22 protein-coding genes are annotated in these 26,173 nt (G+C 72.4%); 19 read left to right on the forward strand and 3 right to left on the reverse strand.

Annotated elements, in window-relative coordinates; all coding sequences use genetic code 11:
* Window positions 1-93: 93 nt before the first annotated feature.
* Together gdhA and AB5J51_RS40615 are read left to right on the forward strand one after the other, a co-directional pair.
* A complete protein-coding gene (gene gdhA, locus AB5J51_RS40610) occupies window positions 94-1,497 on the forward strand; it encodes an NADP-specific glutamate dehydrogenase (RefSeq protein ID WP_369780465.1) in 1,404 nt (467 codons plus the stop codon).
* A 180-nt stretch (window positions 1,498-1,677) separates the two neighbouring features.
* Window positions 1,678-3,030 carry an AMP-binding protein gene (locus AB5J51_RS40615; protein ID WP_369780709.1) on the forward strand — a complete coding sequence of 451 codons (1,353 nt, stop codon included), beginning with the start codon at window positions 1,678-1,680 and terminating at the stop codon, window positions 3,028-3,030.
* 57 nt (window positions 3,031-3,087) lie between these two features.
* On the opposite strand, the gene AB5J51_RS40620 is transcribed toward AB5J51_RS40615, so the two are convergent.
* On the reverse strand, window positions 3,088-3,540 hold the full coding sequence (locus AB5J51_RS40620; protein WP_369780467.1) for a MarR family winged helix-turn-helix transcriptional regulator: 453 nt from the start codon (window positions 3,538-3,540) through the stop codon (window positions 3,088-3,090).
* A 117-nt stretch (window positions 3,541-3,657) separates the two neighbouring features.
* Between AB5J51_RS40620 and AB5J51_RS40625 the strand changes: the two genes are divergently transcribed.
* The 4 genes from AB5J51_RS40625 (at window position 3,658) to AB5J51_RS40640 (ending at window position 8,037) form a co-directional block, all read left to right on the forward strand.
* Entirely contained in the window at window positions 3,658-4,512 is an 855-nt protein-coding gene (locus AB5J51_RS40625; RefSeq protein WP_369780469.1) for an alpha/beta fold hydrolase, read from the forward strand.
* 482 nt (window positions 4,513-4,994) lie between these two features.
* Window positions 4,995-6,107 carry a bifunctional DNA primase/polymerase gene (locus AB5J51_RS40630; protein WP_369780471.1) on the forward strand — a complete coding sequence of 371 codons (1,113 nt, stop codon included), beginning with the start codon at window positions 4,995-4,997 and terminating at the stop codon, window positions 6,105-6,107.
* Window positions 6,108-6,124: 17 nt separating this feature from the next.
* Window positions 6,125-7,651, forward strand: a complete 1,527-nt coding sequence (locus tag AB5J51_RS40635; RefSeq protein WP_369780710.1) for a phage/plasmid primase, P4 family — start codon at window positions 6,125-6,127, stop codon at window positions 7,649-7,651.
* Window positions 7,648-8,037 (forward strand): DUF6009 family protein, encoded by a 390-nt coding sequence (locus AB5J51_RS40640; protein ID WP_053789495.1) that lies wholly within the window; start codon window positions 7,648-7,650, stop codon window positions 8,035-8,037. Before AB5J51_RS40635 ends, AB5J51_RS40640 begins: the two co-directional genes overlap by 4 nt.
* A gap of 247 nt (window positions 8,038-8,284) precedes the next feature.
* On the opposite strand, the gene AB5J51_RS40645 is transcribed toward AB5J51_RS40640, so the two are convergent.
* Window positions 8,285-10,186: an acyl-CoA dehydrogenase gene (locus tag AB5J51_RS40645; RefSeq protein WP_369780473.1), complete on the reverse strand. Its 1,902-nt coding sequence runs from the start codon at window positions 10,184-10,186 to the stop codon at window positions 8,285-8,287.
* 266 nt (window positions 10,187-10,452) lie between these two features.
* Between AB5J51_RS40645 and AB5J51_RS40650 the strand changes: the two genes are divergently transcribed.
* The 9 genes from AB5J51_RS40650 to AB5J51_RS40690 all read left to right on the forward strand — a co-directional run bounded on the left by AB5J51_RS40650 (window position 10,453) and on the right by AB5J51_RS40690 (window position 20,513).
* A complete protein-coding gene (locus AB5J51_RS40650) occupies window positions 10,453-11,139 on the forward strand; it encodes a ScbR family autoregulator-binding transcription factor (protein WP_369780475.1) in 687 nt (228 codons plus the stop codon).
* Window positions 11,140-11,240: 101 nt separating this feature from the next.
* The gene (locus tag AB5J51_RS40655; RefSeq protein WP_369780476.1) at window positions 11,241-12,470 is read left to right on the forward strand and encodes a cytochrome P450; all 1,230 of its coding nucleotides are present in this window, start codon (window positions 11,241-11,243) and stop codon (window positions 12,468-12,470) included.
* Between the two features lie 751 nt (window positions 12,471-13,221).
* On the forward strand, window positions 13,222-13,821 hold the full coding sequence (locus AB5J51_RS40660) for a ScbR family autoregulator-binding transcription factor (protein WP_369780477.1): 600 nt from the start codon (window positions 13,222-13,224) through the stop codon (window positions 13,819-13,821).
* Window positions 13,822-14,111: 290 nt separating this feature from the next.
* Complete coding sequence (locus AB5J51_RS40665; protein ID WP_053789490.1) at window positions 14,112-14,975, forward strand: AfsR/SARP family transcriptional regulator; 864 nt, start codon at window positions 14,112-14,114, stop codon at window positions 14,973-14,975.
* Between the two features lie 88 nt (window positions 14,976-15,063).
* Complete coding sequence (locus tag AB5J51_RS40670) at window positions 15,064-15,768, forward strand: ScbR family autoregulator-binding transcription factor (RefSeq protein ID WP_369780478.1); 705 nt, start codon at window positions 15,064-15,066, stop codon at window positions 15,766-15,768.
* Window positions 15,769-15,801: 33 nt separating this feature from the next.
* Window positions 15,802-16,656: a phosphopantetheine-binding protein gene (locus AB5J51_RS40675; RefSeq protein ID WP_369780479.1), complete on the forward strand. Its 855-nt coding sequence runs from the start codon at window positions 15,802-15,804 to the stop codon at window positions 16,654-16,656.
* Window positions 16,657-16,689: 33 nt separating this feature from the next.
* Window positions 16,690-18,591, forward strand: a complete 1,902-nt coding sequence (locus AB5J51_RS40680; RefSeq protein ID WP_369780481.1) for a beta-ketoacyl synthase N-terminal-like domain-containing protein — start codon at window positions 16,690-16,692, stop codon at window positions 18,589-18,591.
* Complete coding sequence (locus tag AB5J51_RS40685) at window positions 18,588-19,409, forward strand: 4'-phosphopantetheinyl transferase superfamily protein (protein WP_053789486.1); 822 nt, start codon at window positions 18,588-18,590, stop codon at window positions 19,407-19,409. The genes AB5J51_RS40680 and AB5J51_RS40685 overlap by 4 nt, the downstream gene beginning before the upstream one ends.
* 198 nt (window positions 19,410-19,607) lie before the next feature.
* Complete coding sequence (locus tag AB5J51_RS40690) at window positions 19,608-20,513, forward strand: MBL fold metallo-hydrolase (protein WP_369780482.1); 906 nt, start codon at window positions 19,608-19,610, stop codon at window positions 20,511-20,513.
* Window positions 20,514-20,579: 66 nt separating this feature from the next.
* Here the strand turns inward: AB5J51_RS40690 and AB5J51_RS40695 are convergent, their stop codons facing one another.
* Window positions 20,580-21,632, reverse strand: coding sequence for a BTAD domain-containing putative transcriptional regulator (locus AB5J51_RS40695; protein WP_369780483.1), 1,053 nt, complete (start codon window positions 21,630-21,632; stop codon window positions 20,580-20,582).
* Between the two features lie 245 nt (window positions 21,633-21,877).
* On the opposite strand from AB5J51_RS40695, the gene AB5J51_RS40700 reads away from it, so the two are divergent.
* The 4 genes from AB5J51_RS40700 to AB5J51_RS40715 all read left to right on the forward strand — a co-directional run bounded on the left by AB5J51_RS40700 (window position 21,878) and on the right by AB5J51_RS40715 (window position 26,155).
* Entirely contained in the window at window positions 21,878-22,699 is an 822-nt protein-coding gene (locus AB5J51_RS40700; RefSeq protein WP_053789484.1) for an AfsR/SARP family transcriptional regulator, read from the forward strand.
* A gap of 155 nt (window positions 22,700-22,854) precedes the next feature.
* Window positions 22,855-23,625: a thioesterase II family protein gene (locus tag AB5J51_RS40705; protein ID WP_053789483.1), complete on the forward strand. Its 771-nt coding sequence runs from the start codon at window positions 22,855-22,857 to the stop codon at window positions 23,623-23,625.
* On the forward strand, window positions 23,622-24,887 hold the full coding sequence (locus tag AB5J51_RS40710; protein ID WP_053789482.1) for a beta-ketoacyl synthase: 1,266 nt from the start codon (window positions 23,622-23,624) through the stop codon (window positions 24,885-24,887). The genes AB5J51_RS40705 and AB5J51_RS40710 overlap by 4 nt, the downstream gene beginning before the upstream one ends.
* Window positions 24,884-26,155 (forward strand): ketosynthase chain-length factor, encoded by a 1,272-nt coding sequence (locus tag AB5J51_RS40715; protein WP_053789481.1) that lies wholly within the window; start codon window positions 24,884-24,886, stop codon window positions 26,153-26,155. The genes AB5J51_RS40710 and AB5J51_RS40715 overlap by 4 nt, the downstream gene beginning before the upstream one ends.
* Window positions 26,156-26,173 lie beyond the last annotated feature (18 nt).

Raw genomic sequence — 26,173 nt, forward strand, 5'->3', positions numbered from 1 at the left:
GGCCACGCGGCCGCGTGTCGCGGGGGATTCACGGAGAAGTCCGACGTCCGGGGAACGGAAGCCGTCCCCGGAACGACTCTCTGAGCGGGCACCATGCACCTGCCGTCGTCTACGCACCACGCACTCCCTGGAGGGACACACGTGAAGGACTCGAAGGACAGGCTGGAAGACCTGCGGGCCGAGATCGAGCGCCGCAACCCCGCGCAGCCCGAGTTCCACCAGGCGGTACGGGAGGTCCTCGAGACCCTGGCACCCGTCTTCGCCGCCCGGCCCGAGTACGCCGACCCGGCCGTCGCCCTGGTGGAGCGGCTCACCGAGCCCGAGCGGCAGATCGTCTTCCGTGTCCCGTGGCAGGACGACCGGGGCCGCGTCCACGTCAACCGCGGCTACCGCGTCGAGTTCAACAGTGCGCTCGGCCCGTACAAGGGAGGCCTGCGTTTCCACCCGTCGGTGGACATCGGCGTGGTGAAGTTCCTGGGCTTCGAGCAGATCTTCAAGAACGCCCTGACCGGCCTGGGGATCGGCGGCGGCAAGGGCGGCAGCGACTTCGACCCGCACGGCAGGTCGGACGCCGAGGTCATGCGCTTCTGCCAGTCCTTCATGACCGAGCTGCACCGGCACATCGGCGAGCACACCGACGTGCCCGCCGGGGACATCGGTGTGGGCGGCCGGGAGATCGGCTACCTCTTCGGCCAGTACCGGCGCATCACCAACCGCTGGGAGGCCGGCGTCCTGACCGGCAAGGGCCGGGGCTGGGGCGGCTCCGCGATCCGGCCGCAGGCGACCGGCTACGGCAGCGTGCTGTTCGCCGCCGAGATGCTGGCGGTCCGCGGCGAGTCGCTGGACGGGCTGACCGCGGTGGTCTCCGGCTCCGGCAATGTCGCGCTGTACACGATCGAGAAGCTGCAGCAGCTCGGCGCGAACCCGCTGACCTGCTCGGACTCGAAGGGCTACGTCGTCGACGACAAGGGCATCGACCTGGCTCTGCTCAAGCAGATCAAGGAGGTCGAGCGCGGGCGCGTGAGCGAGTACGCGGAGCGCCGTGGCTCCTCGGCACGGTTCGTGCCCGGCGGGCGGGTCTGGGAGGTGCCGGCGGACGTCGCCTTCCCCTCCGCCACGCAGAACGAACTGGCCGCGCAGGATGCCCGTACGCTCGTCGCGGGCGGGGTCAAGGCGGTCTCCGAGGGCGCCAACATGCCGACCACTCCCGAGGCCGTACGGATCCTGCAGGAGGCCGGGGTCGCGTTCGGGCCCGGCAAGGCGGCCAACGCGGGCGGGGTCGCGGTCAGCGCCCTCGAGATGAGCCAGAACGCCGGCCGGGCGGCCTGGAGCGCGCAGCGCGTCGAGGACGAGCTCGCGGACATCATGCGCTCGATCCACGCCGTCGCGTACGAGACCGCCGAGCGGTACGGGGCCCCGGGCGACTACGTCACCGGCGCGAACATCGCCGGGTTCGAGCGGGTCGCGGACGCAATGCTGGCGCAGGGCGTCATCTGACCGGGCGGGCCCGGGGCTCCGGCTCCGGGCCCGTGCGGGGGCACGGTGCTGCCGAGCGGGCGGGCGGCGGCGGGCTTCGACTCCGGCTCGAGTGCAGGCGGCCCGGTCTTGCCCGGTGGGGCGGAGCCGGGCCGTAGCCTGGGGCCGACCAGGCGATGAGAACACCAAGGGGGCGTGACCGTGCTGACCGCTTTGGACGGGGTGTACGGGGACCGGAAGGACGCGATCGGCGTCGCGGGGCGGACCGCCTCGTACGAGGAACTGCTGGGCGCGGCGCGCGCAGTGGCCGCCGACGTGGCCGGGGCGAAGGCCTTCGCGGTGACCGCGACGGCCTCCCTGGAGACCGTCGCCGCCGTGGTCGGCGGGCTGCTGGCCGGAGTGCCGTTCGTACCGCTGCCGCCGGACGCCGGGCCCGCCGAGCGCGAGCACATCCTGCGTGACTCCGGGGCGGCGCTCGTGGACGTGGACTTCGCCCGGCGCTCCGACTGGAACGGGCCCGCCGCCGCGCCGGAGGACCCGGCGCTGGTGCTGTACACATCCGGCACGACGGGCGCGCCCAAGGGCGTGGTGCTGACCGGCGCGGCGCTCGCCGCCGACCTGGACGCGCTGGCCGGAGCCTGGCAGTGGAGCGCCGAGGACACGTTGGTGCACGGGCTGCCGCTGTTCCACGTGCACGGGCTCGTGCTGGGCGTGCTCGGGGCCCTGCGCACCGGCAGCCGCCTCGTGCACACCGGGCGGCCGACGCCCGAGGCGTATGCGGCGGCGGGCGGGAGCCTGTACTTCGGGGTGCCGACCGTGTGGTCCCGTATCGCCGGGGCCCCGGATGCCGCGGCCGCGCTGTCCGGGGCCCGGCTGCTGGTCTCGGGCAGCGCCGCACTGCCCGCGCCGGTCTTCCGGGACCTGGAGCGGCTGACCGGGCTGCGGCCCGTGGAGCGGTACGGGATGACGGAGACGCTGATCACCATCAGCGGGCGCGCCGGCGGTGAGGTCCGGCCCGGTACGGTCGGCACGCCGCTGCCGGGGATCCGGACCCGGGTCGAGGCCGAGCCGGGCGCCGAGATCGGGGAACTCCAGCTGACCGGGCCGACGTTGTTCGCGGGGTACCTGGGCCGCCCGGAGGCCACGTCGGCCGCGTACACCGAGGACGGCTGGTTCCGCACGGGCGACATCGCGGCCGTGGACGAGGCGGACGGGGTGCACCGGATCGTGGGGCGGGCCTCCATCGACATGATCAAGTCGGGCGGCTACCGGATCGGCGCCGGGGAGATCGAGAACGCGCTGCTGGACCACCCCAAGGTCAGCGAGGCGGCGGTGGTGGGGGTGCCGGACGCGGACCTGGGGCAGCGGATCGTCGCGTTCGTCGTTGCGGAGGGGGTGACGGGCGCCGAGCTCACGGAGTTCGTCGCCGCGAACCTGTCCGTGCACAAGCGGCCGCGCGAGGTGCGGTTCGTGCCGGCGGTCCCGCGCAACGCGATGGGCAAGCCGCAGAAGAAGCTCCTGCTGACGGGGGAGTTCGACCCGCAGGCGGGCTGAGGGCGGGGCCGTGGTCAGGGCCACGGCCGCTGGCCCCGGCCGTGGCCCGGGCCGGGCTTAGCGGCCTTCCCGGACCAGGTGGCGGGCCAGGAGCTCCAGGGCCTCGGTCACGGCCGGGAGGCGCGCGGCCTCGGTGCTGCCGAGGGCCTTCGCAAGGGCCTCCTCGACCTTGGAGGAGCCCGCGGCCCGGACGGCGGCCACGCGGTCGGAGACGGTCGAGGACGGGCGGACCAGCGTGCGGCGGCGGTCGGCGGGATCGGGGGCCGTGTGCACCGAACCGGCCTCGCGCAGGCGGGCGACGGCGGTGGAGACCTGGCTCTGGGGCAGCCCGGTGCGCTGGGCCGTCTCGCCGACGGTGGTGTCGGGGTGCGCGGCGATGTCCCCGGCGACGATGACCACGGAGCGGGTGCTGCCCGCGTACTGGCCCGGTCCGCCGGGGGGTTCGGGCAGAGCTTCCTCGCCGAGCTTCATCAGGGCGCGGCCCAGCAGGAACAGTTCGATTCCATCCATGGAGGCAAGGTACATCAAGGTGGATACATCTCTCTTGATGTATCTGTTTCGATGGATTAGGCTGGTCGCAGAGCAGCGGACGAAGGCCGTTGCGGCAGACATCTTGGGGGAGTCGTCATGTCCGAGACCGTTCACAGCAGCAGCGGCACCACGGGGATCCTGGCGGTGGCAGGCGCCACGCTGCACTACCGGGTCCAGGGATCCGGCCCGCTACTGCTCATCGCACAGAGCGGGGAGGGGGATGCGGACCGCACGGTCGACATGGTCCCCCATCTCGCCGACGCGTTCAGGGTCCTGACGTACGACCGGCGCGGCCTCTCCCGCAGCCGGCTCGAGGAGCCCGGGCGGACCACGTCGCTCGCGGAGCACGCCGAGGACGTGCACCGGCTGCTGGCGGCGGTCACCGACGAGCCCGCCCTGATGCTGGGGTGCAGCATGGGCGCCCTGATCGGGCTGCATGTGGCCGCGCGGTATCCGGGGCAGGTGGGCACCCTGGTGGCCCACGAACCGGTGGCCCCGCGGCTGCTGCCCGCGGAGCTGCGGGGCCGTCACGAGGCGGAGCTCGCCGGGCTGCAGGAGCTGTACCGGGCGGGCGGGCTCGGCGGGGTGTTCGCCGAGATGGCCCGGGTGGTGGGCATTGACCCCTCCCGGCAGGACGCCGAGCCGGGCCTGACCCCGCAGCCGATCGATGATCAGCGCCGCGTCAACTTCGACTACTTCATCGAGCACGACCTCTCGGCGGTCATCGGGGACACCCTCGACCCGGCCGAACTGACCCGCACGCAGACCCGGATCATCCCGGCGGTCGGCGCCGGGACCCCGGCCGGGGTGTTCGACCACCGGTGCGCCATGGAACTGGCGGACCTCCTGGGTGCCGAGATACGGACCTTCCCGGGCGGGCACAACGGGAACACCACGCACCCCAGGGCCTACGCGGAGGAGCTCCGGTCGCTGCTCGCCACGACGCGCTGACCCGTGTCGCTTGCTTCCTGCTAGATCCCGGGCCCAGGCGGACTCGAACGGCCCGGGAGCGGGGGGTGCGGGGGCAGCGACTGAACGGGAGCGACTGAACGATTGCTGGGTCGCTGGGGGCGGTTGGGGAAAGGTGCAGGTCAGAGGGCTGATTTGGATGCGGCAGCGACTGAAGCGACTGAAGGCTCAGGTATATGGAGACATTGGCGTGCGTGCGCGTGTGTGCGCGTGTGCGTCATATATAGGCGACTTGAGTCGCTTCGGTCGCTGTTCTGTCTTGCGCAGGCCTGTGACCTGGTGTTCTGTGAGCTGCTCGGCGAGCGACTGAAAGAGATTCGGTAGCTGACCCGTCAGTCGCTCGGTCGCTGGGGCTCCCTGTGGACGCGTACACCTGTTCTGGCTCATATGCCTCTCGTCCCTCAGGGGTTTCGCTAATCTGATTTTGAGCGTTGAGTCGCTTCAGTCGCTGATGGGGGAAGTGAATGGCAGCTGAGCTGCGGGTTTCGCGCAGCGACCCACGGCAGTTCACCAGAGCTGCAACGGTCGCATCGCAGCCTCTGACGACTGCCAGATGGTGTGCGCGTCAGGGGTGGCCGGTTCACCCCCTTGCCCCGGGCCGCAAGACGCCGGTGGGCAACTGCGACGCGTGCCGCGCCCCGGGCCACAACCGCGGGGCGTGCGACTGCCTTCGGGCCGGTGGCTGGTGCCATGGATTCCATGCAGCCACGCTCGACTTCGAACGGATCGAGCAGTGGTGGGGTGCCCGCCCCGAGCTCGGGGTCGGGGTCGCCACGGGCCCCGCAGGCCTGGTCGTCATCGACATCGACGCGCACGCGCGCGAACTCCCCGACCGCGAACGGCTGCTGCCGGGCGTCCGGATAGCCGACACGGTCGACCTGACCGGGCTGGCCAACGGCTTCCACACCCTGGGCGTGCTGGCGGCGCTGCGGGGCGCAGCCAGTCCGGCCGACGACGAGTCCACCCTGCGCGTGCGCACGCCCTCCGGGGGCCTGCACGTGTGGTACCGCAACGCCGGAGGCCACCGGTGGCAGTGCTCCGCGGGATCGGGCGGTGGCCGGGCCCTGGCCTGGCAGGTCGACGTACGGGCGCACGGCGGGTACATCGTGGCTCCGGGGACCGTGACCCCGGCGGGCGTCTACCGGCCCGTGGGCGGTACGCGCGTGCCCGCGCCGCTGCCCGCCTGGCTCGCCCGGGAACTGGAGCGCACCGGGCACCTGCCCTCCGCGGCCGCCCACGGACCCCGTCCTGTGCCGCCGCGCGCCCGGCAGGCCGTGATCGCGGCGGGCGGGGGACGCGGTGCGCCGGAGCGGGTCCTGGCCGGAGTGCTCGCCGAGGTCGCTGCCTGCGCCGCCGTACCCGAAGGGGCTGCTTTCTCCGAGAAGTTGAACCGCGCCGCCTTCACGGCCGGCGGACTGGTCGCAGCCGGGCACGCCGGCGAGGCCGAGGTCCTGCGGGCCCTGCAGGATGCGGCCGAGCTGGCCCGCCCCGGGCAGCAGCACCGCTGCCGCGCCATCATCCGTGGCGGGCTCAGCGCGGGACTGGCACGTCCGCTGACCCTCCGGGGCCGCGTGTGAGCGTCGAGAACGACAGCATGCTGTCCGGCTTCGACGTGCAGGCCGTCGCCGCCCAGATCCTTGCGCAGCCCGTCCCGGCTCCCCGGGAGCCGGCGGAGTCCAGGGGGAGTTCTGCCGGCCGGGAGGCGGCCGGCCCCGCCCCGGCGGCAGACGGCGAGGCGACGGCGGACGGACTGCTGCCGGACACCCTCACCGACCGCGGCAACGCCAAGCTGTTCGTCAAGCTCTACCGCAACGACTACCGGCACGTCCCCGGGATCGGCTGGTTCCGCTGGGACGGCACGCGCTGGCAGATCGACGAGGACGACACCGTGATGTGGTCCGCGGGCGACCTCGCGGAGTCCATCGCGACCGCCGACCCCCGCGGTCTCTACACCCCGGCCGCGCTCCAGCAGCACCGCCGCCGCACGCTCAGCACCAGCGGGATGAACGCCATGCTCACCCAGGCGAAGTCCGCCCCGGGCATGGTGCTCAACGCGGCCCGGCTGGACGCCGATCCGTACGCGCTGTGCACCCCCGCGGGCGTCGTGGACCTGCGCACCGGACACATACGCCCGGCCGAGCCCACGAAGGACTTCCACTCCCGTTCCACCTCGGCCGCGCCGCAGCCGATGCCCACGCCGCGCTGGAACAGCTTCCTGACGGACACCTTCGGCGAGGGGCCGGAGGGCGCGGAGATGATCGACTTCCTGCAGCTGCTGCTCGGCTACTCCGTCACCGGAGACGTCGGCGCCCAGGTCATGCCGTTCCTGTTCGGGTCCGGCAAGAACGGCAAGTCCGTGCTGCTCGACGTCCTGATGAAGCTGCTCGGGGACTACGCGGACGCGGCGCCCCCCGGGTTCCTGATGTCGCGGCCGTACGAGGGGCACCCGACCGACCTCGCGGAGCTGCACGGCCGGCGCGTGATCGTGTGCAGCGAGGTCAAGCCGGGCGACCGCTTCGACGAGGCCCGCGTCAAACTGCTCACCGGCGGCGACCGCATCAAGGCGCGCAGGATGCGGCAGGACTTCTTCAGCTTCGAGCCGACGCACAAGATGTGGCTGCTGGGCAACCACCGGCCCGAAGTGGGAACCGGCGGGTTCGCGTTCTGGCGGCGGATGCGGCTGATCCCGTTCGAGCGGGTCGTCTCCGACGACCGCAAGATAGACAACCTGGCGGACATCCTCGTCACCCAGGAGGGCCCGGGCATCCTCAACTGGCTCATCGAGGGCGCCCGTCGGTACGTCGGCGGCGACAAGGACCTCACGGGCCCCGAGCGGGTGCGCATCGCGACCACGGCGTACGCGGAGACCGAGGACCACACCGGGCGCTTCATCGGCGAGACCTGCCGCCTCGAGGCCGATCTGCGGGCGGAGCAAGCGCAGCTGTACGCGGCCTACAGGGGCTGGTGCCAGAATGAGGGGGCCCCTGCGATCTCTTCCCGGGCCTTCGCGGCACGCGTCCGCGAGGTGGTGGGACTGGCCTCGCCGAAGGAAATGATCCTGTCCAACCAGCGCAAGTACTACCCGGGCATCGGCCTGCTCGCGGACGAGGAGACAGCATGAGCGCCCTCATCGCAGAAGACGAGATCGTCCACGAAGTGGACCTCGTCTGGCTCGAGGACATCAGCCGGCTCGACTACGTCCGCCAGAGCCTGGACCGGCTGCCGACCCGGCGCGGCAGGCCCGCGTACCACCGTGACGGCCGGATGGTCGGGTACGCCCTGCTGGGGCCGAAGGCCAAGCCTTCGCGCTCCTCCGGCACCTTCCGGCGGCGGGTGTTCTGGCTGCTGCCGCACGACCGGGACACCGCCCCCGACGGGCTGTACGCGCGGGGGGCGCCGGCCGAGGCCGTGGACGCCAGGACGCTGGCGCCGGGCATCAAGGGGCGCAAGACCGAGCGCTCGGAGGGCGGACCGATGTCGTCGGCGATGCGGGGGCTGATGCCGTAGACCGGCCAGACGGTGCCGCCCGCGGCGGGGCCGGGGGCTCGTCTTCGCACTGGACGGCAGGGAACTGCACAACGCGGTCGGGGAAGGTGCGCGGTACCGGGTGGTTCGTTTCGTGATCGTCCTACGGGCCGACGCGGGCGCAGTCGCCCCGTGAGGCAGCGCCGTCCCGTTCCCTTCACTGACACCGTGCGCCGCGAGCGGCGAGTCGGCGGCGCGACTCGCGGCGGCCGGGTCAGAAGGTGGCGCTCTACTGGTAGTGGTCGAGGTAGCCCGCGTTGGCGATGGGGACCTCGGCGAGGTACTCGTCCGGCAGGTCGAAGGCGTCCACGAGCGTCATCATGTGCGGGGCGAGCTCCGCGAGGACTGCGTCGATCGTCTGGTGCAGACCGAGTACGTGCTGCACCGTCAGCCGCTGCTCTGCGAGCAGGTCACCGGTGTGCTGGCGCAGCTGCTGGAGCAGGAACAGCCTGCACAGGTTCATGAGCAGATTGCGGGTCGCGGGGTCGGTCGCCTGCCCCGCCGCCTCCAGGAAAGCATCGGCCGCCAGCCTGCTTGCATGGGCCGAGACCATCTCCAGCGCGGCGCCGGAGGACTCGTTCCAGCGGCCGACCGGGTCCCCGGAGGGGCCCTGGCGCAGTGCGATGCGGGCGCGTGCCTGCCAGGTCCGTTCGACGGAGGCGAGTAGGTCGCGCAGGAAGCGCAGGTCCGTCAGGTCGCGTTCGGCGGCCGGCCGGGTGTCCGAGCTGATGGGGTCCACCTGGTGCCCGAAGACCATCTCGGCGGCGGCCTTCACCCATATCACCAGGTTGTCGCCCTCTGCAGTGATCCCGCCCTCGATGTTCCCGGGCAGGTCCGAGATCCTGTTCGCCGGGAACAGGCCCTGCGCGCCACACCGTTCGCGGGATTCGGTCGTGATCTCCCGCGCCTGCCAGGTGATCCAGCCCTTGGCGACGGCGACCAGGCGCTCCACCTCTTCGCGCTCCGCTTCCTCGTGTGCGACGAAGCGGTCCATCACCGTCCGGTGCAGAAAGGTCATGGCGTAGGCGTTCGCGAGAGAGTGCAGCAGCCGGCCGTGGTGGCTGCGGTGGCGGACCACCGGGATGCGTTGGCCGGTCTTCGGGCCGCCGACGTGCCGGTGGTGCGCATAGCGCACCGCTATGGCCAGCGCGGCCCGTGCCATGCCCAACGTGCCGGCGCTCATGCAGAGCTTGCCCGCGGTGACGCGGTTGACGGAGCGCAGGAAGCGCTTGCGCCGGTTTCCCAGCGCGCTGGTCAGCGTGCCGTCCTCGTCCAGCCGGCCGTGGTCGGCCTCCAGCATGGCCTCACGCGGCAGCCGTACGTGGTCGAAGGACGTGAGGCAGTGGTCGACCGGCGTTCCCGTGCGGTGCGGCAGCTGGCGGACGGTGATCCCGGGCAGGTGCCCGGCGTGGTCGCTCAGCGGGGTCAGGAACAGGAAGATGCCCTGGTCCTCGCCGTCGACCAGGAGCCGAGCCGCGACCACGGCGCTCTTCGGACCGCCGATGAGGCTGGTGTTGGGCATGAACTTGCGTGCACCCGGATTGGGCGTGTTCAGGATGAAGCCGTCCGTCGCCCGGTCGAAGACGGCGACGGTCTGCAGTGAGGCGACATCATTGCCGTGTGCCAGCTCGGTGCACAGGAAGGTCCCGATGCGCTGCAGCGAGGTGAAGGCGGACAGCTCCCGTCCGTAGAAATCGTGGTCGAGCAGGCTCCCCATGAACAGGTTGTAGTGGATGCTCGCCAGGGTGCACAGGCCCCCGTCCACGAACCCGGTCCACTCGTGGAGCCCGGCCAGCAGCCGGGCGTCGTGCGCCAGCGCGGCCGGATCGTCGACCGCGCTGTTGACCAGACGCAGACGCTCGTAGGAGACCGCCGTCCGCTCGTCCGGAGTCAGCTCCGGAAGGTAGGAGAAGGCCTTGCCGGCGAGGAGTCGCCGCCAGCCCCCGTGGACCCGCTCGCGGTCGTCGCGGTCGAAGAGCAGGTGGGTCAGCTCTTGGGTGGCAGATCTAGGGCGAGGCTTGGTCGAGCCCCGCTGAGCAGGCAAAACGCTGATCGGGGCGGGGAGGCGGTCAGCCACACCATTCCCGCTGCGTCGATAGGTCTCCGCATACTCACGCGTCAGTGCCAACATCGGACCATCCCCCCCGTTAGGAACCGAAGTACAAGTTACGCAGGGCCCAAAGATACGAACTAACCGGTTTTGTTTTCAAGACCTGACATGTAAAACCGGTGCCCTGGTTTCTTTCTCCGAAGGTAGATATAGTCGAGGATGGCTTGGTTGGCACTCATGCTGACCAGGGGCAATATCGGACGGTAGCGTGATGATCACATCGCGTGAGCACGGGGAGGGTGCAAACCTCGCGGTTTGTTCCTATCCCGAGTGGTAGCGGAGGGTGTATGGCGCGGCAAGAGCGAGCCATTCGTACACGGCAGAAGATCCTGGTCGCGGCGGCAGAGCTGTTCGACGAGGTCGGCTACGAGTCCGCGACGATCTCCGAAGTGCTCAAGAAATCCGGGGTGACCAAGGGAGCGCTCTACTTCCACTTCACCTCGAAGGAAGAGCTCGCCCAGGCAGTGCTGGCCGGGCAGGTGGGAGCCCTGCCGCCGGTTCCGGAGTCGGAACTGTTCCTGCAGCAGAGCTTGGACGAGGCACTGGTCCTCGCCCACCTGCTACACAAGGGCGACCCATTGGTACGGGGGAGCGTGCGGCTCACTGTGGACCAGGGCACCCCGGTCGACGGCCTGGACCGCCGCATCCCCATGCAGGGCTGGAACGACCACAACACGGCGCTGCTCACCCGTGCGAAGGAGTGCGGGGAACTCCTTCCGCACGTCGACATCGAGGCCACCGCCAAGCTGTTCACCGGCAGCTTCACCGGCGTCCAGGTTCTCTCGAAGATCATGACCGGGCACGCGGACATGGTGGAACGGGTGACCGACCTGATGCGGACGCTGCTGACCGCGATCGCCATGCCCGGGGTGCTGGTGCGTCTCGACTTCGCCGCGGACCGCGCGGAGCGCGTGTACGAGGCGGCCGTCAGGCTGCGCGACGCGAAGGCCGAGGCGGCGTCCGAGGCGGCCTAGCGCCGTCGAACGGAACGGGGGAGGGGGCGCGATGTTCTCCTCGGCGCGCGTGGGTCTGATGGCGCACGCAAACGCAACGACCAACCGAATGGAGTGCACAGATGGACATGGCTGCTTGCCCGTACGCGCTGGACGTGGCGGGGCGGGACATCGCGGGTGAGGTCGCGATGCTCCGGAAGCAGGCACCGGCGGTCGAGGTGGAGCTCCCGGGCGGGGTCCGCGCCTGGGCCGTGGTGGGCCAGCGGTACGTCGAGCGCCTGCTGCTCGACCCGCGGGTCTCCAAGGACGCCCGCCGGCACTGGCCGGAGTTCATCGACGGGCGAATAACGCCCGAGTGGCCGCTCTATCCCTGGGTGGCCAACGAGAACATGCTGTTCGCCTACGGCCAGGAGCACAGTCGGCTGCGCCGCCTTGTCGCAGGGGCGTTCACGGCGCGGCGGTCCGCGGCCCTGCGGCCCCGGGTCGAGGAGCTGACCGCCGAGCTGCTCGACGGACTGGACTCCGTGCCGGCTGGCCAGCCCGTCGACCTGCGCTCCGCGTTCGCGGAACTGCTGCCCCTGCAGGTGATATGCGAGCTGTTCGGAGTCGAGCGGGGCGCCGGGCGGGAGGCTCTGGCGGCCGCCCTGCACACCGTGTTCAGCACGACGGTCTCGGCGGACGAGATGGAAGCCTCGCGCATGACGGCCTTCAGGCTGCTGGCCGAGCACGTGGCGGCCAAGCGGGCCGATCCAGGCGACGACCTGACGTCCTCGCTGATCGAGGCCCGGGACAACGGCGACGCGCTCACCGAGGCCGAATTGCTCGGCTCCCTTTTCCTGCTGATCGCGGCGGGCCAGGACACCACGTCCGCGCTGATCACCAACGCCCTGGGCGCGCTGCTGTCCCATCCCGGGCAGCTGGCGCACGTACGGGAGGGCCGGGCCGGCTGGGAGGACGTGATCGCCGAGACGCTGCGGGTCCACACCCCCGTGAGCTACTCGCCCATGCGCTTCGCGGTGGAGGACATCGACCTGGACGGGGTCAAGATCCGGCAGGGCGACGCCATCCTCGTCTCCTTCGCGGGCGGCGGCCGCGACCCGGAGCGGTACGGGGCGGACGCCGCGGAGTTCGATCTGCTGCGCACCGACCGCGACACCTTCGGATTCGGCCACGGCGTGCACCGCTGCCTGGGCACCCCGCTTGCCGTACTGGAGGCCACCACCGCCCTCGCCGCGTTCTTCGACCGCTACCCGGACATGGCCCTCGGCTGCCCGGAACAAGACCTGGAGCCGCTGCCCACCTTCATACTGAACAGCTATGCGGCTCTGCCGGTGGTGCTGCGCCAGGCTTGAGCGGGTGCCGGGCACGGCGTACCGGACAGAGCCACAGGCTCCGCGGCGAACTCGGCCGCGGAGCCTTTCTGTTGTGTCCGGACGATAGGCAGGGAGCCTTCGCCGCTCCTTCTCCCCGTGGATTCGACGGGCGTCCTTGGACCGTGCACAGAAACCGCAACAGCGGTTTGTTAAAGTCGGATCGTATGCTGAGTGGGTGGAGTCACCTGCCGGTGGGCCGGCCCCGCAGGGGCGGAGCGTGGTCGGAAACCATCACGCGCGGCACCTACCGCAGATCCCTGAGGCGGCGGCGGAGAGGCCTGATCGCGGCCTTGGTGTCCCGCTTGTTCTCAGCCAGGCTGTCGAGCCCGTTGCCCTCCTGGTTCACGACCCGCCGCACGTGGTGGAACCCGTCTGTTGATCTTGATGAAGACCTAGCCCTCGCCCATGTGTCATGCGCCCCCCGGGTCGGGCATGTCGTCGGCGCAGCCCGTTCGCGTACGCCTGCCTTGAACGCACCGCTGCCGGTAGTGATGCGTTCAGCTCCGCAATACTATTAAAACCGCGCAAGCGGTTTGTTAGACTCTGGGGTAGTGGGACTCGCTGCATCGTGGGGAGCGGCCTGGTGTGACTGTGAGCGGTGGTGCCCGGGGCGCCGGCGAGTCCAGCTCCCCGGCCGGCTTCGTCGCAGCTTCCCTGGCCGCCTGCCCTTCCGTAGGCGTGGCAACCCCTTGCAGTGACGGAGTAGTTGATGGTCAAACAGGAACGCGCGGTGCGAACGCGCGACACCCTGATCCGGTCCGCGGCCGAGATCTTCGACCGGGAGGGGTTCGCGGTGGCGTCACTCACTGCGATCAGTACGCTGGCCGGGGTGAGCAACGGCGCGCTGCACCACCACTTCACCAGCAAGGCCGTGCTGACCGACGCGGTCGAGGAGGCGGCGCTGGCCCGGCTGCTGGCCGTCACCGAAGCCGGGCTCCCGCTCGGGGCAAGCCGCATGCAGCTCCTGGTCGACGTGACCCATCGGCTGGCGACTGCGCTGCGCGGGGACGTGGTGCTGCGGGCCGGGTTCGAGCTGAGCGGTGAGATGTCCCGCCCGCCGCATGTCGACCTGCGCGAGTGGTGGCGGCGCTGGGTCGCGGAGACGCTCAGACAGGCCGACTCCGAGGGTGAGTTGCGCCCGGATGTCACTGCTTCGGACGTGGTGAGCGCTGTCGTGGCCGCCACCGTGGGGTTCGAGGTGCTGGGGGTGCGGGAGGCGGAGTGGCTTTCGGCCTCCACCGTCACCCGGTTCTGGCGCCTGCTGCTGCCGACGGTCGTGTCGGCGGCCCTTCTCGCGGACCTCGACTCCGAGGGGACCAGCCCGCTCTAGTTGCCCCTGAGCCCCGGTCTTCGTGCATGCGCACGAAGACCGGGGCTTTCCCCATGTTCCAGACCGTCGAGTTTGTTTGACTCGCCTCTCGGTCAGCCCTAGAGGGGAGATGGAGCGTCTCATGGGGCGGCCCCCCTGCGGCCTGGCCTGTATTTATGCAGGTCAAGGCGATGCTTGAGGGTTCGTTAGCTGGGCTAAGAAATAAAAACAGCACGGTCGGTTTCATATTGACAAACCGCCAGTCCTGTTTTTTACTGAGGTCGGCTCATCCACGGACAGGGGAGTACGGCGTGGACATCGAAGTACTGGGCACACTGGCGGTTCGGGAGCATGGAGTCTCCGTTACGCCTACGGCCCCCAAGCCGCGACAGGTGCTGGCGCTGTTGGCACTTCATGCCGACCAGGTCGTTCCGGTGTCGGCTCTGATCGAGGAACTGTGGGCGGGAACACCGCCGCGCAGTGCCCGCACCACGCTGCAGACCTACGTACTGCAGCTGCGGGCCCTCATCGCGACCGCACTGGAGCACGGCGCGGCCGCAGGCGAAGGCGAAGGTGCCGAGGGCACCGCGGGCGGCGCGGAGCGGCGCACCGCCAAGGACGTGCTCGTCACGCTGCCCGGCGGTTACCTGCTCAACAGCGGCGGCGGCACCAGCGACGTCCGCGAGTTCGACCGGCTCGCCGGCATCGGCTACCGGGCGATGGACGCGGGCGACTTCCCGGGAGCGGCCCGGCAGCTGCGCGAGGCGCTCGCCCTGTGGTCGGGACCGGCCTTCGCCGACGTGCACGGCGGGATCCAGCTGGACATGGAGGCCCGGCGGCTCGAGGAGACCCGGCTCTGCGCGCTCGACCAGCGCATCGAGGCCGATCTGCGGCTCGGCCGGCACCGCGAACTGCTGGCCGAACTGACCGTGCTGGCCAGCCGGTACCGCACCCACGAGAACCTGCACGGCCAGTTCATGCTGGCCCTGCACCGCTCCGGCCGCCGAGGCGAGGCCCTCGACGTCTACCAGCGGCTGCGCGCCACCCTGGTGCGCGAACTCGGGCTCGAGCCGTCGGCCGCGCTGCGCCGGCTGCAGCGCTCGATCCTGATGGCCAGCCCTGAGAGTCCGGTGGCCACGGACACGAACAGCGAGCGACTCGTACGCGTGGGCTGAGATGGCCCTACGCGATACGAGGCACGCGGCCGCGATCGGCTCGCCGGGCCGGACGCGCGCCCGGACCATGGGCCGAGGAGGCAGCGCGATGCAGGACAGGTCGGAGCGGACCCGCAGGAAGCTCGTGCATGCGGGGGCCGAGATGTTCCACCGCAACGGCTATGCGAACGCGACGCTCGGAGAGATCGCCGCGTTCGCCGGAGTGACCAAGGGGGCGCTGTACTTCCACTTCGCCTCCAAAGACGAACTGGCGGAGGCGGTCCAGCGGCGCGGCTGCGAGCTGCTGCACGAGTCGGTGCGCGAACTGCGCGCATCCGGCCTCTCTCCGCTCCAGACGCTGATCAACACGACGCACTGGCTCGCGCTCAACCTGCGCGAGGAGCCGGCGATCCCGGCCAGCTTCCGCATCACCAAGGAGTGCGCGGGACTGCCCGGGCTCGCCACCGACTTCCACCGGATCTGGCTCGCGGAGGTCTGCGGACTGCTGCGCCAGGCCCGCGACGCGGGTGAACTGCGCGCCGAGGGCCGCTGGGAGAGCATCGAGTCGCTGGTCGCCGCGGCGAGCTGCGGGATCGAGTCACTGGCCGGCACCGGGATGCCGTACGCCGAGCTCCAGCGCCGGGTGACCGGGGTGTGGTCGCTGCTGCTGCCCTGCCTGGTGCCCGAGGGCGCGGAGAAGAACTTCCGCGTCGGGATGCCGGGCACCGATCCCGCGCCCCGCCTCGTGGGCGAAGCCCCGGGCGAACCCCCGGCCCGCCGGACCCGGCCGGTGTTCTCGGGCAGCACCGCGTGACCGTGTGCCACCGACGACTTGGAGGAGCCTGCGATGACGAATGAACATGCTGCGGACGTACTGACGGACCTCATCGGGGTGCTCGGCGACGTGCTGCGGGTCAAGTCGGAGAAGATCGACCCCGAGCAGACGTTCCAGTCCATGGGGCTCGACTCCCTGCTGGTCGTGGAGTTCGTGGCCGTGGTCAACGCCCGGTACGGGCTGCGGGTGCTGGCGACCGACCTCTACGACTTCCCGACGCCGGCGTCCTTCGCGCGCGAGGTCGCGCGGGCGGCGAGCAGCGCGGCCGCGGCCCCCGTCTCCGCTCCCGTTGCCCACGCCATGGCTGCAGCGGCGCCGGTCGCGGCTGCCGTCCCCGCCGCTGCCGTCCCGGCGCCGGCCACGGGCCTCGAGCGGCAGGTGCCGGCAGCGGCTGCGGCGACCAGGATCGCGGAGGTGCTGCGGGAGCAGCTCGCGGGGATCCTGTGCTGCGATCCCTGGGACATCGACACCACCGCAGCGTTCAACGTGCTCGGTGTGGACTCCATCGTGGGCGCGGAGTTCATCGCGGTCGTCAACCGGACCTTCGGTCTCCAGGAGCGGTCGGTACTGCTCTACGAGCACCCCAACCTCGCTGCCATGGCCGCATACATCGCGGCGCGCACCGGGGCGGCCGCGCAGGACTTCGCCCCTGCTCCGGCGGCCCCCGGGAGCCCCGTTCCCCAGGCGCCGGAGCCGGCGTTCCGCCCGGCCGCCGGGCCGCTGTCCGCCGCCCCCGCCCCCACGACCGCCGCAGCCCCTGCCGTACGGCCGCTGCCGAGCGGCGATCTCGACGTCCTGCTGGACGCGATCCGCGACGACCGGCTCACCGTGGACGAGGCACTCGTCCTGCTCGCCCGACGCGGCTGAAGCTGTTTCACATTTGAGAAGGAGCGCGTCCAGATGGACGAGAAGGAAGTCCTGACCCGGTTCAAGAACGGCCATCTGGACCGGGCCCAGGTGGCCGCTCTGCTGACCGGCGCCGTGGGTGGCGCCGGCGCCACCGACGGTTCGGGGCCCGTGGTCTTCGCACTGCCGGACGCCTGGCCGGAGGAGGACGCCGAGGAGCCGTCCCCGGCCGTGGCACACCCGGGTGCCGGCCGCAGCGCGGATTCCGCGCCAGCCGGGCCGATCGCGGTGGTCGGGATGGCCGGCCGCTACCCGGGCGCCCCCGACCTCGCCTCCTTCTGGCGGCACGCGCGCGGCGGGCACGACAGCGCCTCCGAGCCGCCGTCCGGCCGGCCCGGCGACGAGCGGGGGCACTACCTGGAGCGCGTGCAGGACTTCGACCCGGAGTTCTTCGGGATCGACGCGCACGAGGCCGCCCTGATCGACCCCCAGGAGCGGCTGTTCCTGGAGACCGCCTGGGAGGCCCTCGAGGACGCCGGCTGCACCGGCGGCCGCCTGGACGCCCTGACCGCACGCGACGGGACGCCGCGCAGCGTCGGGGTGTTCACCGGCGTCGGCAGCGGTGACTACGTACTGCTCGCGGCCCGGACGTGGACGCCCGAGCGGCCCCGGCCGCTGCCCCCGCGCGGCCAGTGGAGCCTGCCCAACCGGCTTTCCGCCCTGCTCGGCCTCACCGGCCCCAGCCAGTCGGTCGACACCGCCGAATCCTCCGTGCTCGTCGCCCTCCATCTCGCCGTCGCCGCCCTGCACCGCGGCGAATGCGCCGCGGCGCTCGTCGGCGGGGTCCGGCTGCTGCTGCACCCGTCCAGCCGGCGCCCCGGCGCGGGCGAAGGCGTCGGCGCGCTGCTGCTCAAGCCCCTGACCCGGGCCCTGGCCGACGGGGACAGCATCCACTGCGTGGTCCGCGGCAGCGCGGTCGGCCACACCGCCCCCGACCCGTCGGCGGCCGGACCCGGCCGCAGGTCCCGGGCAGCCGACGCCCGTACGGGGGCCGCCGCGCGCGCCGCCGCGGCCCTGCGCGAGTCCTGCGCCGACCGCGGTACGCGGCCCGAGGCCCCGGCGGACGCCCCCGCGCAGCGGGTGCTGCGCGAGGCGCTGCGCGCGGCCGGGGTGGACGCGCCGGCCGTCGCCGTCCGCGAGACCGCAGGATCCGTACGCGCCCTCGTCGGCGACGCCGGCCCCGCGACGGGGGCCGCCGCCCTGACCCGGGCCGTGCTCCAGCTGCGCCACCGGATCCTGGCACCCGGCCCCGGCCGCGCCGAGGCGGAGCCCTGGGGCAGCGGGGAGAGCGGGGACGGCGCGCCCCGCCGGATATGCGTCGGTGTGCGCGGAGCCGGCGGCGCGGACGCACAGGTGGTCCTGGAGGAGTACGTGCCGGCCCCCGCCGCCGGATCCGCCCCGGACCGGGCTCCCGCGGCCGAGGAGCTGTTCGTGCTGTCCGCCCCCACCCCCGCCCACCTGGCCGCCACCGCACGGCGGTTCGCCGAGCTGCTCGGCGGACCGGGCCCGGTGCCCCCGCTCGAGGCGCTCGCCCGCGCCCTGCGCACCGGCCGGGCCGCCATGGACTGCCGGTTCGCGGCCGTCGTCGCCGACACCCGCGAACTGGTGCGGGTCCTGGAGCGGTTCGTCCGGGAGGGCGCCCCCTGCGCCGATCTGCGGGACGGCGGCGCCGACCCGCTGGGGCTGGGCGGCGTACCGGAGACGGACGGGTACCTCGCCGCGCTCTGGCAGGCCGGGCACCTGCACCAGCTCCGCGGCCTGTGGCTGTCCGGGCTCGACGTCGACTGGACCGCGCTCGAACCGGCCCACGGGGCAGCCACCGTGGCCGTACCGCTGCCCGCATCCGCATTCCTGCGCATACCGCTGTGGCTGGGCGGCGAGGAGGGTTCGGCATGACCACGCTGTCTTTCGTCGCGGCGGGGCAGGGGGAGAACGAGCCGGCCCCGGTCAACCTGTGGTTCTGCCCCAACGAGGACCTCGCGCCCGGGATCGCCGCCACCCTGGCCTCGTACTGGCTCGACGAGAACGAGCAGCAGGTGGCCAGCCGCTTCCTGTTCGAGCGCGACCGCCGCCAGTACCTCGTCGCCCACGCCCTGGTGCGCCGGGTGCTGGCTCTGGAGACCGGCATCCCCGAAGCCGAGGCGATCATCTGGCGCTCCTCGCGCGGGCGGCCGTTCCTCCAGACGCCCGCCGGAGGCCTGCCGCGCGGCGCCGACACGCTGGACTTCAACCTCTCGCACGCCAACGCGTACAACCTGCTGGGCGTCTCCCGGGGCCTGCGCATCGGGGTCGACGTCGAGCGGCTCGACCGCGGTGAGCGCGGCCTGGAGAGCATCATCGCCACGTTCTCCCGCGAGGAGCAGGAGTGGATCGCCCGGGCGGCGCCCGGGCGGCCGCGCGACCGGCGCGTCCTGCGCCTGTGGACGCTGAAGGAGGCGTACTCCAAGGCCCGCGGGCTGGGACTCGGCCTGCCCTTCGACTCCTTCGCGTTCACCCTGGCCGAGGACCGGGGCGTCCTCTCCTTCCGGCCGCCCGAGGACGACTCGGCGGCGCGCTGGCGGTTCCTCGAGGTCGAGCCGGTGCCCGAGGTGCTGGCGGCGGTCGCGGTCGAGGTCGACGACACGCGGCCGCCGGCCGTCCACCTGCACCACGGATTCCCGTGGGGGCGTGCCGCGCCGCGCCGCCTGGTCCTCCCGGAGCCCGCCGGAGTCTGACGGTCCGCACGGCCCGCCGTGGAAAATCCGGTGGCCGCAAATGATTTCCTCGGAAATCCGCTCGACGTTCGTTCGAGAGGGATCCGGAAAAACGAACCGGAGTCCGGAATCCGACGGAAAATCGAGGGAAAATCGAGCAGCGCGGTGGCGCGGAGACCGAGAATCCCTATTCCGGATCTTCGTAGAAAGAGGTGGCCCGTGGACGCCAAGAGCGCCGTCATCGAGGTGGCCGAGGGCGTCCACGCGTACGTCCAGCCCGAGGGCGGCTGGTGCCTGAACAACGCCGGCATCCTCACCGACGGCGGCCACAGCGCGCTCGTCGACACCGCCGCCACCGAGAGCCGGGCCCGGCAGCTGCGCCGGGCCGCGCTGCGCCTGGCACCGCGGCCGCCGCGCGCCGTGGTCAACACGCACTTCCACGGCGACCACACCTACGGCAACTTCGTCTTCCCCGAAGCCCTGACCATCGGCCACGAGCGCACCCGGGCCATGGTCCGGGCGGCAGGGCTGCACATGGCCGGGCTGTGGCCGGACGTCTGCTGGGGCGACATCGAGGTCACCCCGCCCGAACTGACCTTCCGGGACCGTACGACGCTCCACGTGGGCGACATCCGGGCCGAGCTCGTGCACATCGGCCCGGCGGCCCACACCACCGACGACACGATCGTCTGGCTGCCCGACCAGGGCGTGCTGTTCACCGGTGACCTCGTGATGAACGGGGTCACGCCGTTCTGCGTCATGGGGTCGGTGACCGGCTCCCTGCGCGCGCTGGACCGGCTGCGCGCCCTGGGCGCCACCACGGTCGTCCCCGGCCACGGCCCGGTCGGCGGCCCGGAGCTCCTCGACGCCAACGAGGCCTACCTGCGCTGGATCCAGCGCCTCGCCCAGGAGGGCGCCGCGGCCGGCGTGACCCCGCTCGAGCTGGCCCGTGCCACCGACCTCGGCCCCTGGGCCGAGCTGCTGGACAGCGAGCGCCTGCTGCCCAACCTCCACCGCGGATACGCCGAGGAACAGGGCCTGCCCGAGGGGTCGCCGCTGGACGTCGGAGCCCTGTTCCAGGAGATGACCGCGTACCACGGTCGCCCCTCGGAGTGCCTCGCCTGAGGCCTGCGCACCAACCCCCCTGCCGCAGAGCGCCGGCAGGGGGTTCCGCGTACGGACGCGCGCGGGTCAGACGAGCTGCCCGCCCGGCACCGGAACGGCGGCCAGCAGGTTGAAACGCCGGATCAGTGCCTCCTGCTCCCGGCTGAGCGACTCGATCCGGTCGCCGAGACGGGCGATCTCGCGGCCGAGTTCGAGCAGGGCCGCATCATGGTCCGGCGAGGCGGCCGGCGCGGCCGGGGCGAGCGGCGTGAGCGGGGTGAGCGGAACGGCCGGGGTGAGCGGGACCAGCGGCGCGGGCTGCGGGACCGCGAGCGACGGCGCATGGTGCAGGATCGCCTCCATGCGCTCGCGCAGGGCCGGGCCGGGCTCGACGCCGAGCTCGTCCACCAGCCGTCGGCGGGCCCGCTCGTAGACGCCCAGCGCCTCCGTCTGCCGGCCGCACCGGTACAGGGCCAGCATGTGGAGGTCGTAGAGCCGCTCGCGCATGGGGTGGCCGGCCGTCAGCCGCTCCAGATCCCGGGTGATCTCGGCGTGGCGCCCGCTGCGCAGCTTCGCGTCGTACAGCGTCTCCAGCGTGGTCAGCCGGAGCTCCTCCAGCCGGTCCGCCTCCACCGAGCAGATGGGCCCCTGCGTACTGCCCTCCAGAGCCGGGCCGCGCCACAGGGCGAGGGCCCCGCGCAGCAGTTCGGCCGCGTGCACGGGGTCGGAGCCGAGCGCCGCACGGCCCTCGGCGGACAGCCGGTGGAAGCGCTGGGCGTCGGCGGTGGCCCGGCCCGGGTGCAGCAGGTAGCCCATCGAACGGGTTGCGATCCACTCGTGGCCGCCCGCGTCCGGAGCCCCGCCCTGCAGCAGCCGGCGCAGCCGGGCCACATGGGCCTGCAGCGCGTTGGCCGCGCTCACGGGCGGGCGGTCGCCCCACAGTTCGTGGATGAGCCGGTCGGCGGACAGGACGTGGCCCGCCCGGACCACCAGGGCGCCGAGCAGCGCCCGCTGCTTGGAGCCGGAGGGCACGATGCACGCCCCCGTACGCCGGTCGAAGACCTCGACCGGGCCCAGGATGCGGAAGTCCACCCCTGCGTCGCCGGGTACGTCCCGGGCGCCGTCCGCGCCGAAATCCATGGTGCCTCCTCCCGGCGATCTCGCGGGATCTGCGGAAAGACACGAAGACCGGCGGCGGTGGAAAATGGCGCCGGCTTTAATCCCCTGAGCGGAATCTACCACCGTGTTTTCAACCTGCAACCGCCTCGGACTGAGGGCGGCTCGACAGCTGCTCGAGAATTCGGGGGCGCGGCACTGGATCCCACTACCGTGCCGGAGTCGAGGGCTGAAAATCGATGAGAACTCGACAAAATACGGAGGAGACCGTGCAGATTCAGGTTCTGGGTCCGTTGAGTGCCGAGGTCAACGGGGGCTCGATTGTTCCGACGGCCGGCAAGCCGCGCCAGATCCTGGCGCTGCTGGCGCTCTATCCGGGGCGGGTGATGCCCGTACAGACCCTCATGGAGGAGATCTGGGGCACCGAGCTCCCGCAGAGCGCGCTCACCACACTGCAGACGTACATCCTGCAGCTGCGCAGGAGGCTGGGCACCGCCATGGGCCCGGGGGTCCCGGGCAGCGCCAAGGACGTGCTCGCGACGCGGCACGGCGGCTACTTGCTGCAGATTCCGCCGGACGCGGTCGACGTCCACGCCTACGAGACGCTCGTGGCCGGCGGGCAGAACGCGTACGAGGAGGGGGACGACGAGCGCGCGGCCGACATGCTGCGCAGGGCGCTCGGACTGTGGAACGGTCCGGCGCTGGTCGACGTACGGGTGGGGCCGATCCTCGAGATCGAGGTCATGCGCCTCGAGGAGAGCCGGCTCGTGACCGTCGAGCGGCGCATCGACGCGGACCTGCGCCTGGGCCGCCACGTCGAGGTCATCGCCGAGCTGACCGAGCTGATCGCCCGGCATCCGCAGCACGAGGGCCTGCACTCGCAGGCCATGGTCGCGCTGTACCGCTCCGGCCGCCAGGCCACGGCCCTGGACGTCTACCGCAGGCTGCGCAACCGCCTGATAGACGAACTGGGCGTGGAGCCGTCCCCGCAGCTGCAGCGCCTGCACCAGGCGATGCTGACGGTGGATCCGGCGCTGGACGTGGTGGCGGGCCCGCGCCGCGGATCGACGTTCGACCTGTACGCCGCCTAGCCGACCGCCTCCCGGGGGAGCCGGGGCGGGCGGCCGCCCGCCGGCTCCCCGCCGGACCACACCGCCCCTCTCTCCCTGCACACCGATTCGAGCCGGTCTCCAGCGAGGTCGGTGAGGGTCGAGGTCTACGTGGGTTCGGTTCCTGGGAGGTGGCAATGGGCGACAGGCAGGCCGTACGGCTGCACTGCTTCGCACATGCGGGGGCCGGAGTGTCCTCGTTCTACCGGTGGGACAAGCTCGCCGGGAGCGGGGTGAAGACCACGTCCTGGCTGCTGCCCGGACGCGACGAGCGGCGCCGCGAGATCCGGCTGACCGGCCGTGAAGAGCTCCTGGCCGACCTCAAGCCGCTGTTCGAGCAGATCGCGGACGAGCCCGGCACCCCCTACATCCTCTACGGGCACAGCCTCGGCGCGACGGTCGCCCTCACGGTCGCCCACGTCGCGCTGGAACAAGGGCTGCCGATGCCCGCACTGCTGGCCGTCGGGGCCAGCCCGCCGCCGGACACCCCGGCCGTCTTCGCGGACTCCGCGGAACTGCCGGAGGCGGAACTGCTGCGCGTCCTGGACCGGTTCGACGCACTGCCGCCCGGCGTGCAGCCCGGGGACATCTGGTTCCGGTCGGTCTTCCCCGTGCTCCGCGCCGATCTCCGGCTCGCCCGCAACCTGCGGGCCGCCGCCATCGGGCCGGCCACGCCCGGACCCGTGCCCGTACCGCTGCTCGCGGTCACCGGCCACGAGGACCCCCTCGTCGGCGCCGAGGCCGCCGAGGGCTGGCGCCGCTGGACCACCGGACGGTTCATCCAGCGGACCGTGCCCGGCGACCACTTCTTCGTCCGGGGCGGCGAACTGCCCCGGATGCTCGGCCGGGCCGCCCGCATCGTGCAGCGCGGCCACCGCGACCAGACAGGACAGGGGGAAGGGCGATGAGACGAGTCGTCATCACGGGCATCGGGGTCGTGGCCCCGGGCCGCCCGGGCACCAAGGAATTCTGGTCGCTGCTGACCGACGGCCGTACGGCCACCCGCGCCATCACCCTCTTCGACGCCTCCGGCTTCCGCTCCCGGATCGCCGCCGAGGCCGACTTCGACCCGCAGGAGTCCGGGCTCACCGCCGAGCAGGCCGGGCGCCTGGACCGCGCCGCCCAGTTCGCCGTCGTCAGCGCCCGCGAGGCCCTCGCCGACAGCGGCCTGGCCGGCTCGTACGACGCCACGCGCACCGGGGTCACCCTCGGCAGCGCCCTGGGCTGCACCACCAGCCTCGACGCCGAGTACGGGGTCGTCAGCGAGCAGGGCAGCCGTACGCTCGTCGACCACACCAAGGCCGTGCCCCACCTGTACGACCACTTCGTCCCCAGCTCGATGGCCGCCGAGGTGGCCCGTACCGTCGGCGCCCAGGGGCCGGTGGCGCTGGTGTCCACCGGCTGCACCTCCGGTCTCGACGCGATCGGGCACGCCGTCGACCTCGTCCGCGAGGGCAGCGCCGACGTGATGGTCACCGGCGCGGCCGAGGCACCCATCACGCCGATCACCGCCGCCTGCTTCGACGCCATCCGCGCCACCTCCACGCGCAACGACGAGCCGGAGACCGCCTCCCGGCCCTTCGACCGCACCCGCAACGGGTTCGTCCTGGGGGAGGGCTCGGCCGTCCTCGTCATCGAGGAGTACGAGCACGCCCGCAGCCGCGGCGCGCACGTCTACGCCGAGATCTCCGGCTTCGCCTCGCGCAGCAACGCGTACCACATGACCGGACTGCGGCCCGACGGAGCCGAGATGGCCGCCGCCATCACGGCCGCGCTCGACGAGGCGCAGCTGCTGCCCGAACACATCGACTACATCAACGCGCACGGCTCCGGCACCAAGCAGAACGACAAGCACGAGACCGAGGCCTTCAAGCTCAGCCTGGGGCAGCGCGCGTACGAGGTCCCCGTCAGCTCCATCAAGTCGATGATCGGGCACTCGCTCGGCGCGATCGGGGCCCTGGAAGTGGCCGCCTGCGCCCTCGCCATCGAGCACGACACGGTCCCGCCGACGGCGAACCTGCACGAGCCCGACCCGGCCTGCGACCTCGACTACACCCCGCTGACCGCCCGCAGCCAGCGCACCGACGCGGTGCTGACCGTCGGCAGCGGCTTCGGGGGGTTCCAGAGCGCGATGATCCTGACCAGCCCGAACCTGAAGGCGGACCGATGAACACCGCTGTCGCCGCCCCCGCCCCGGCCGCTTCCGCCGCCCCGGGCTCCCGCACCGCGGCGCCCGTCGTCACCGGCATCGGTGTCGCCGCCCCCAACGGGCTGGGCACCGAGGCCTGGTGGTCCGCCGTCCTGCGCGGCGAATCGGGCATCCGCCCCGTCAGCCGCTTCGACGCGAGCGGCTATCCGGCGAAGCTGGCCGGGGAGGTCCCCGGATTCGTCGACGCCGACCACGTCTCCAGCCGGCTGCTGCCGCAGACCGACCGCGTCACCCGGCTCTCGCTCGCCGCGGCCAAGGAGGCGCTCGACGACGCCGGGGCCGACCCCGCGCAGCTGCCCGACTACGCCGCGGGCGTGGTCACCGCCAACTCCTTCGGCGGCTTCGACTTCGGCCAGCAGGAGCTCCAGGCGCTGTGGAGCAAGGGCGGCCAGCACGTCTCGGCGTACCAGTCCTTCGCCTGGTTCTACGCCGTCAACAGCGGCCAGATCTCCATCCGGCACGGCCTGCGCGGAGCCTCCGGAGTGATCGTGTCCGAGCAGGCCGGCGGCCTCGACGCCATGGCCCACGCGCGCCGCCAGATCCGCAAGGGCGCCGAGCTCGTCGTCACCGGCGGCCTCGACTCCGCGCTGTGCTCCTGGGGCTGGGCCGCCTACCTGGCCGGCGGGGGGCTCACCGACCGGGAGGACCCGGCCCGCGCCTACCTGCCGTTCTCCCAGGACGCGAGCGGCCACGTCGCGGGCGAGGGCGGCGCCCTCCTCGTCCTCGAGGGCGCCGAGGAGGCCCGCCGGCGCGGCGCCCGCGTCTACGGGAGCATCGCCGGGCACGCCGCCACCTTCGACGCCGACGGGACCTCCCGGCTCGGCGCGGCCGCGGAGCTCGCCCTCGCCGATGCGGGCGTGCACCCCGACGAGGTCGACGTCGTCTTCGCCGACGCGGCGGGCGAGCGCAGCGCCGACCGCGCCGAAGCGGAGGCGATCACGGCACTGTTCGGCCCGCGCGGGGTGCCCGTCACCGCGCCCAAGTCGATGACCGGGCGGCTCGCCGCCGGCGGCGCGGCCCTCGACGTGGCCGCCGCCCTGCTCGCCCTGCGCGACCAGGTGATCCCGCCGACGACCGGGACCGAGATCCCGGCCGACGACTGCCCGCTGAACCTGGTCACCGGAGCGGCCAGCCCCGCTCTGGGGATGCCGCTGCGGACCGCGCTCGTACTGGCCCGCGGCCACGGCGGCTTCAACTCCGCCGTCGTCGTCCGCGCCGCGGGCGCCTGACCCGCACCCCCCGCTCAC

This window comes from Streptomyces sp. R33 (assembly GCF_041200175.1).
Lineage (GTDB): Bacteria > Actinomycetota > Actinomycetes > Streptomycetales > Streptomycetaceae > Streptomyces > Streptomyces katrae_B.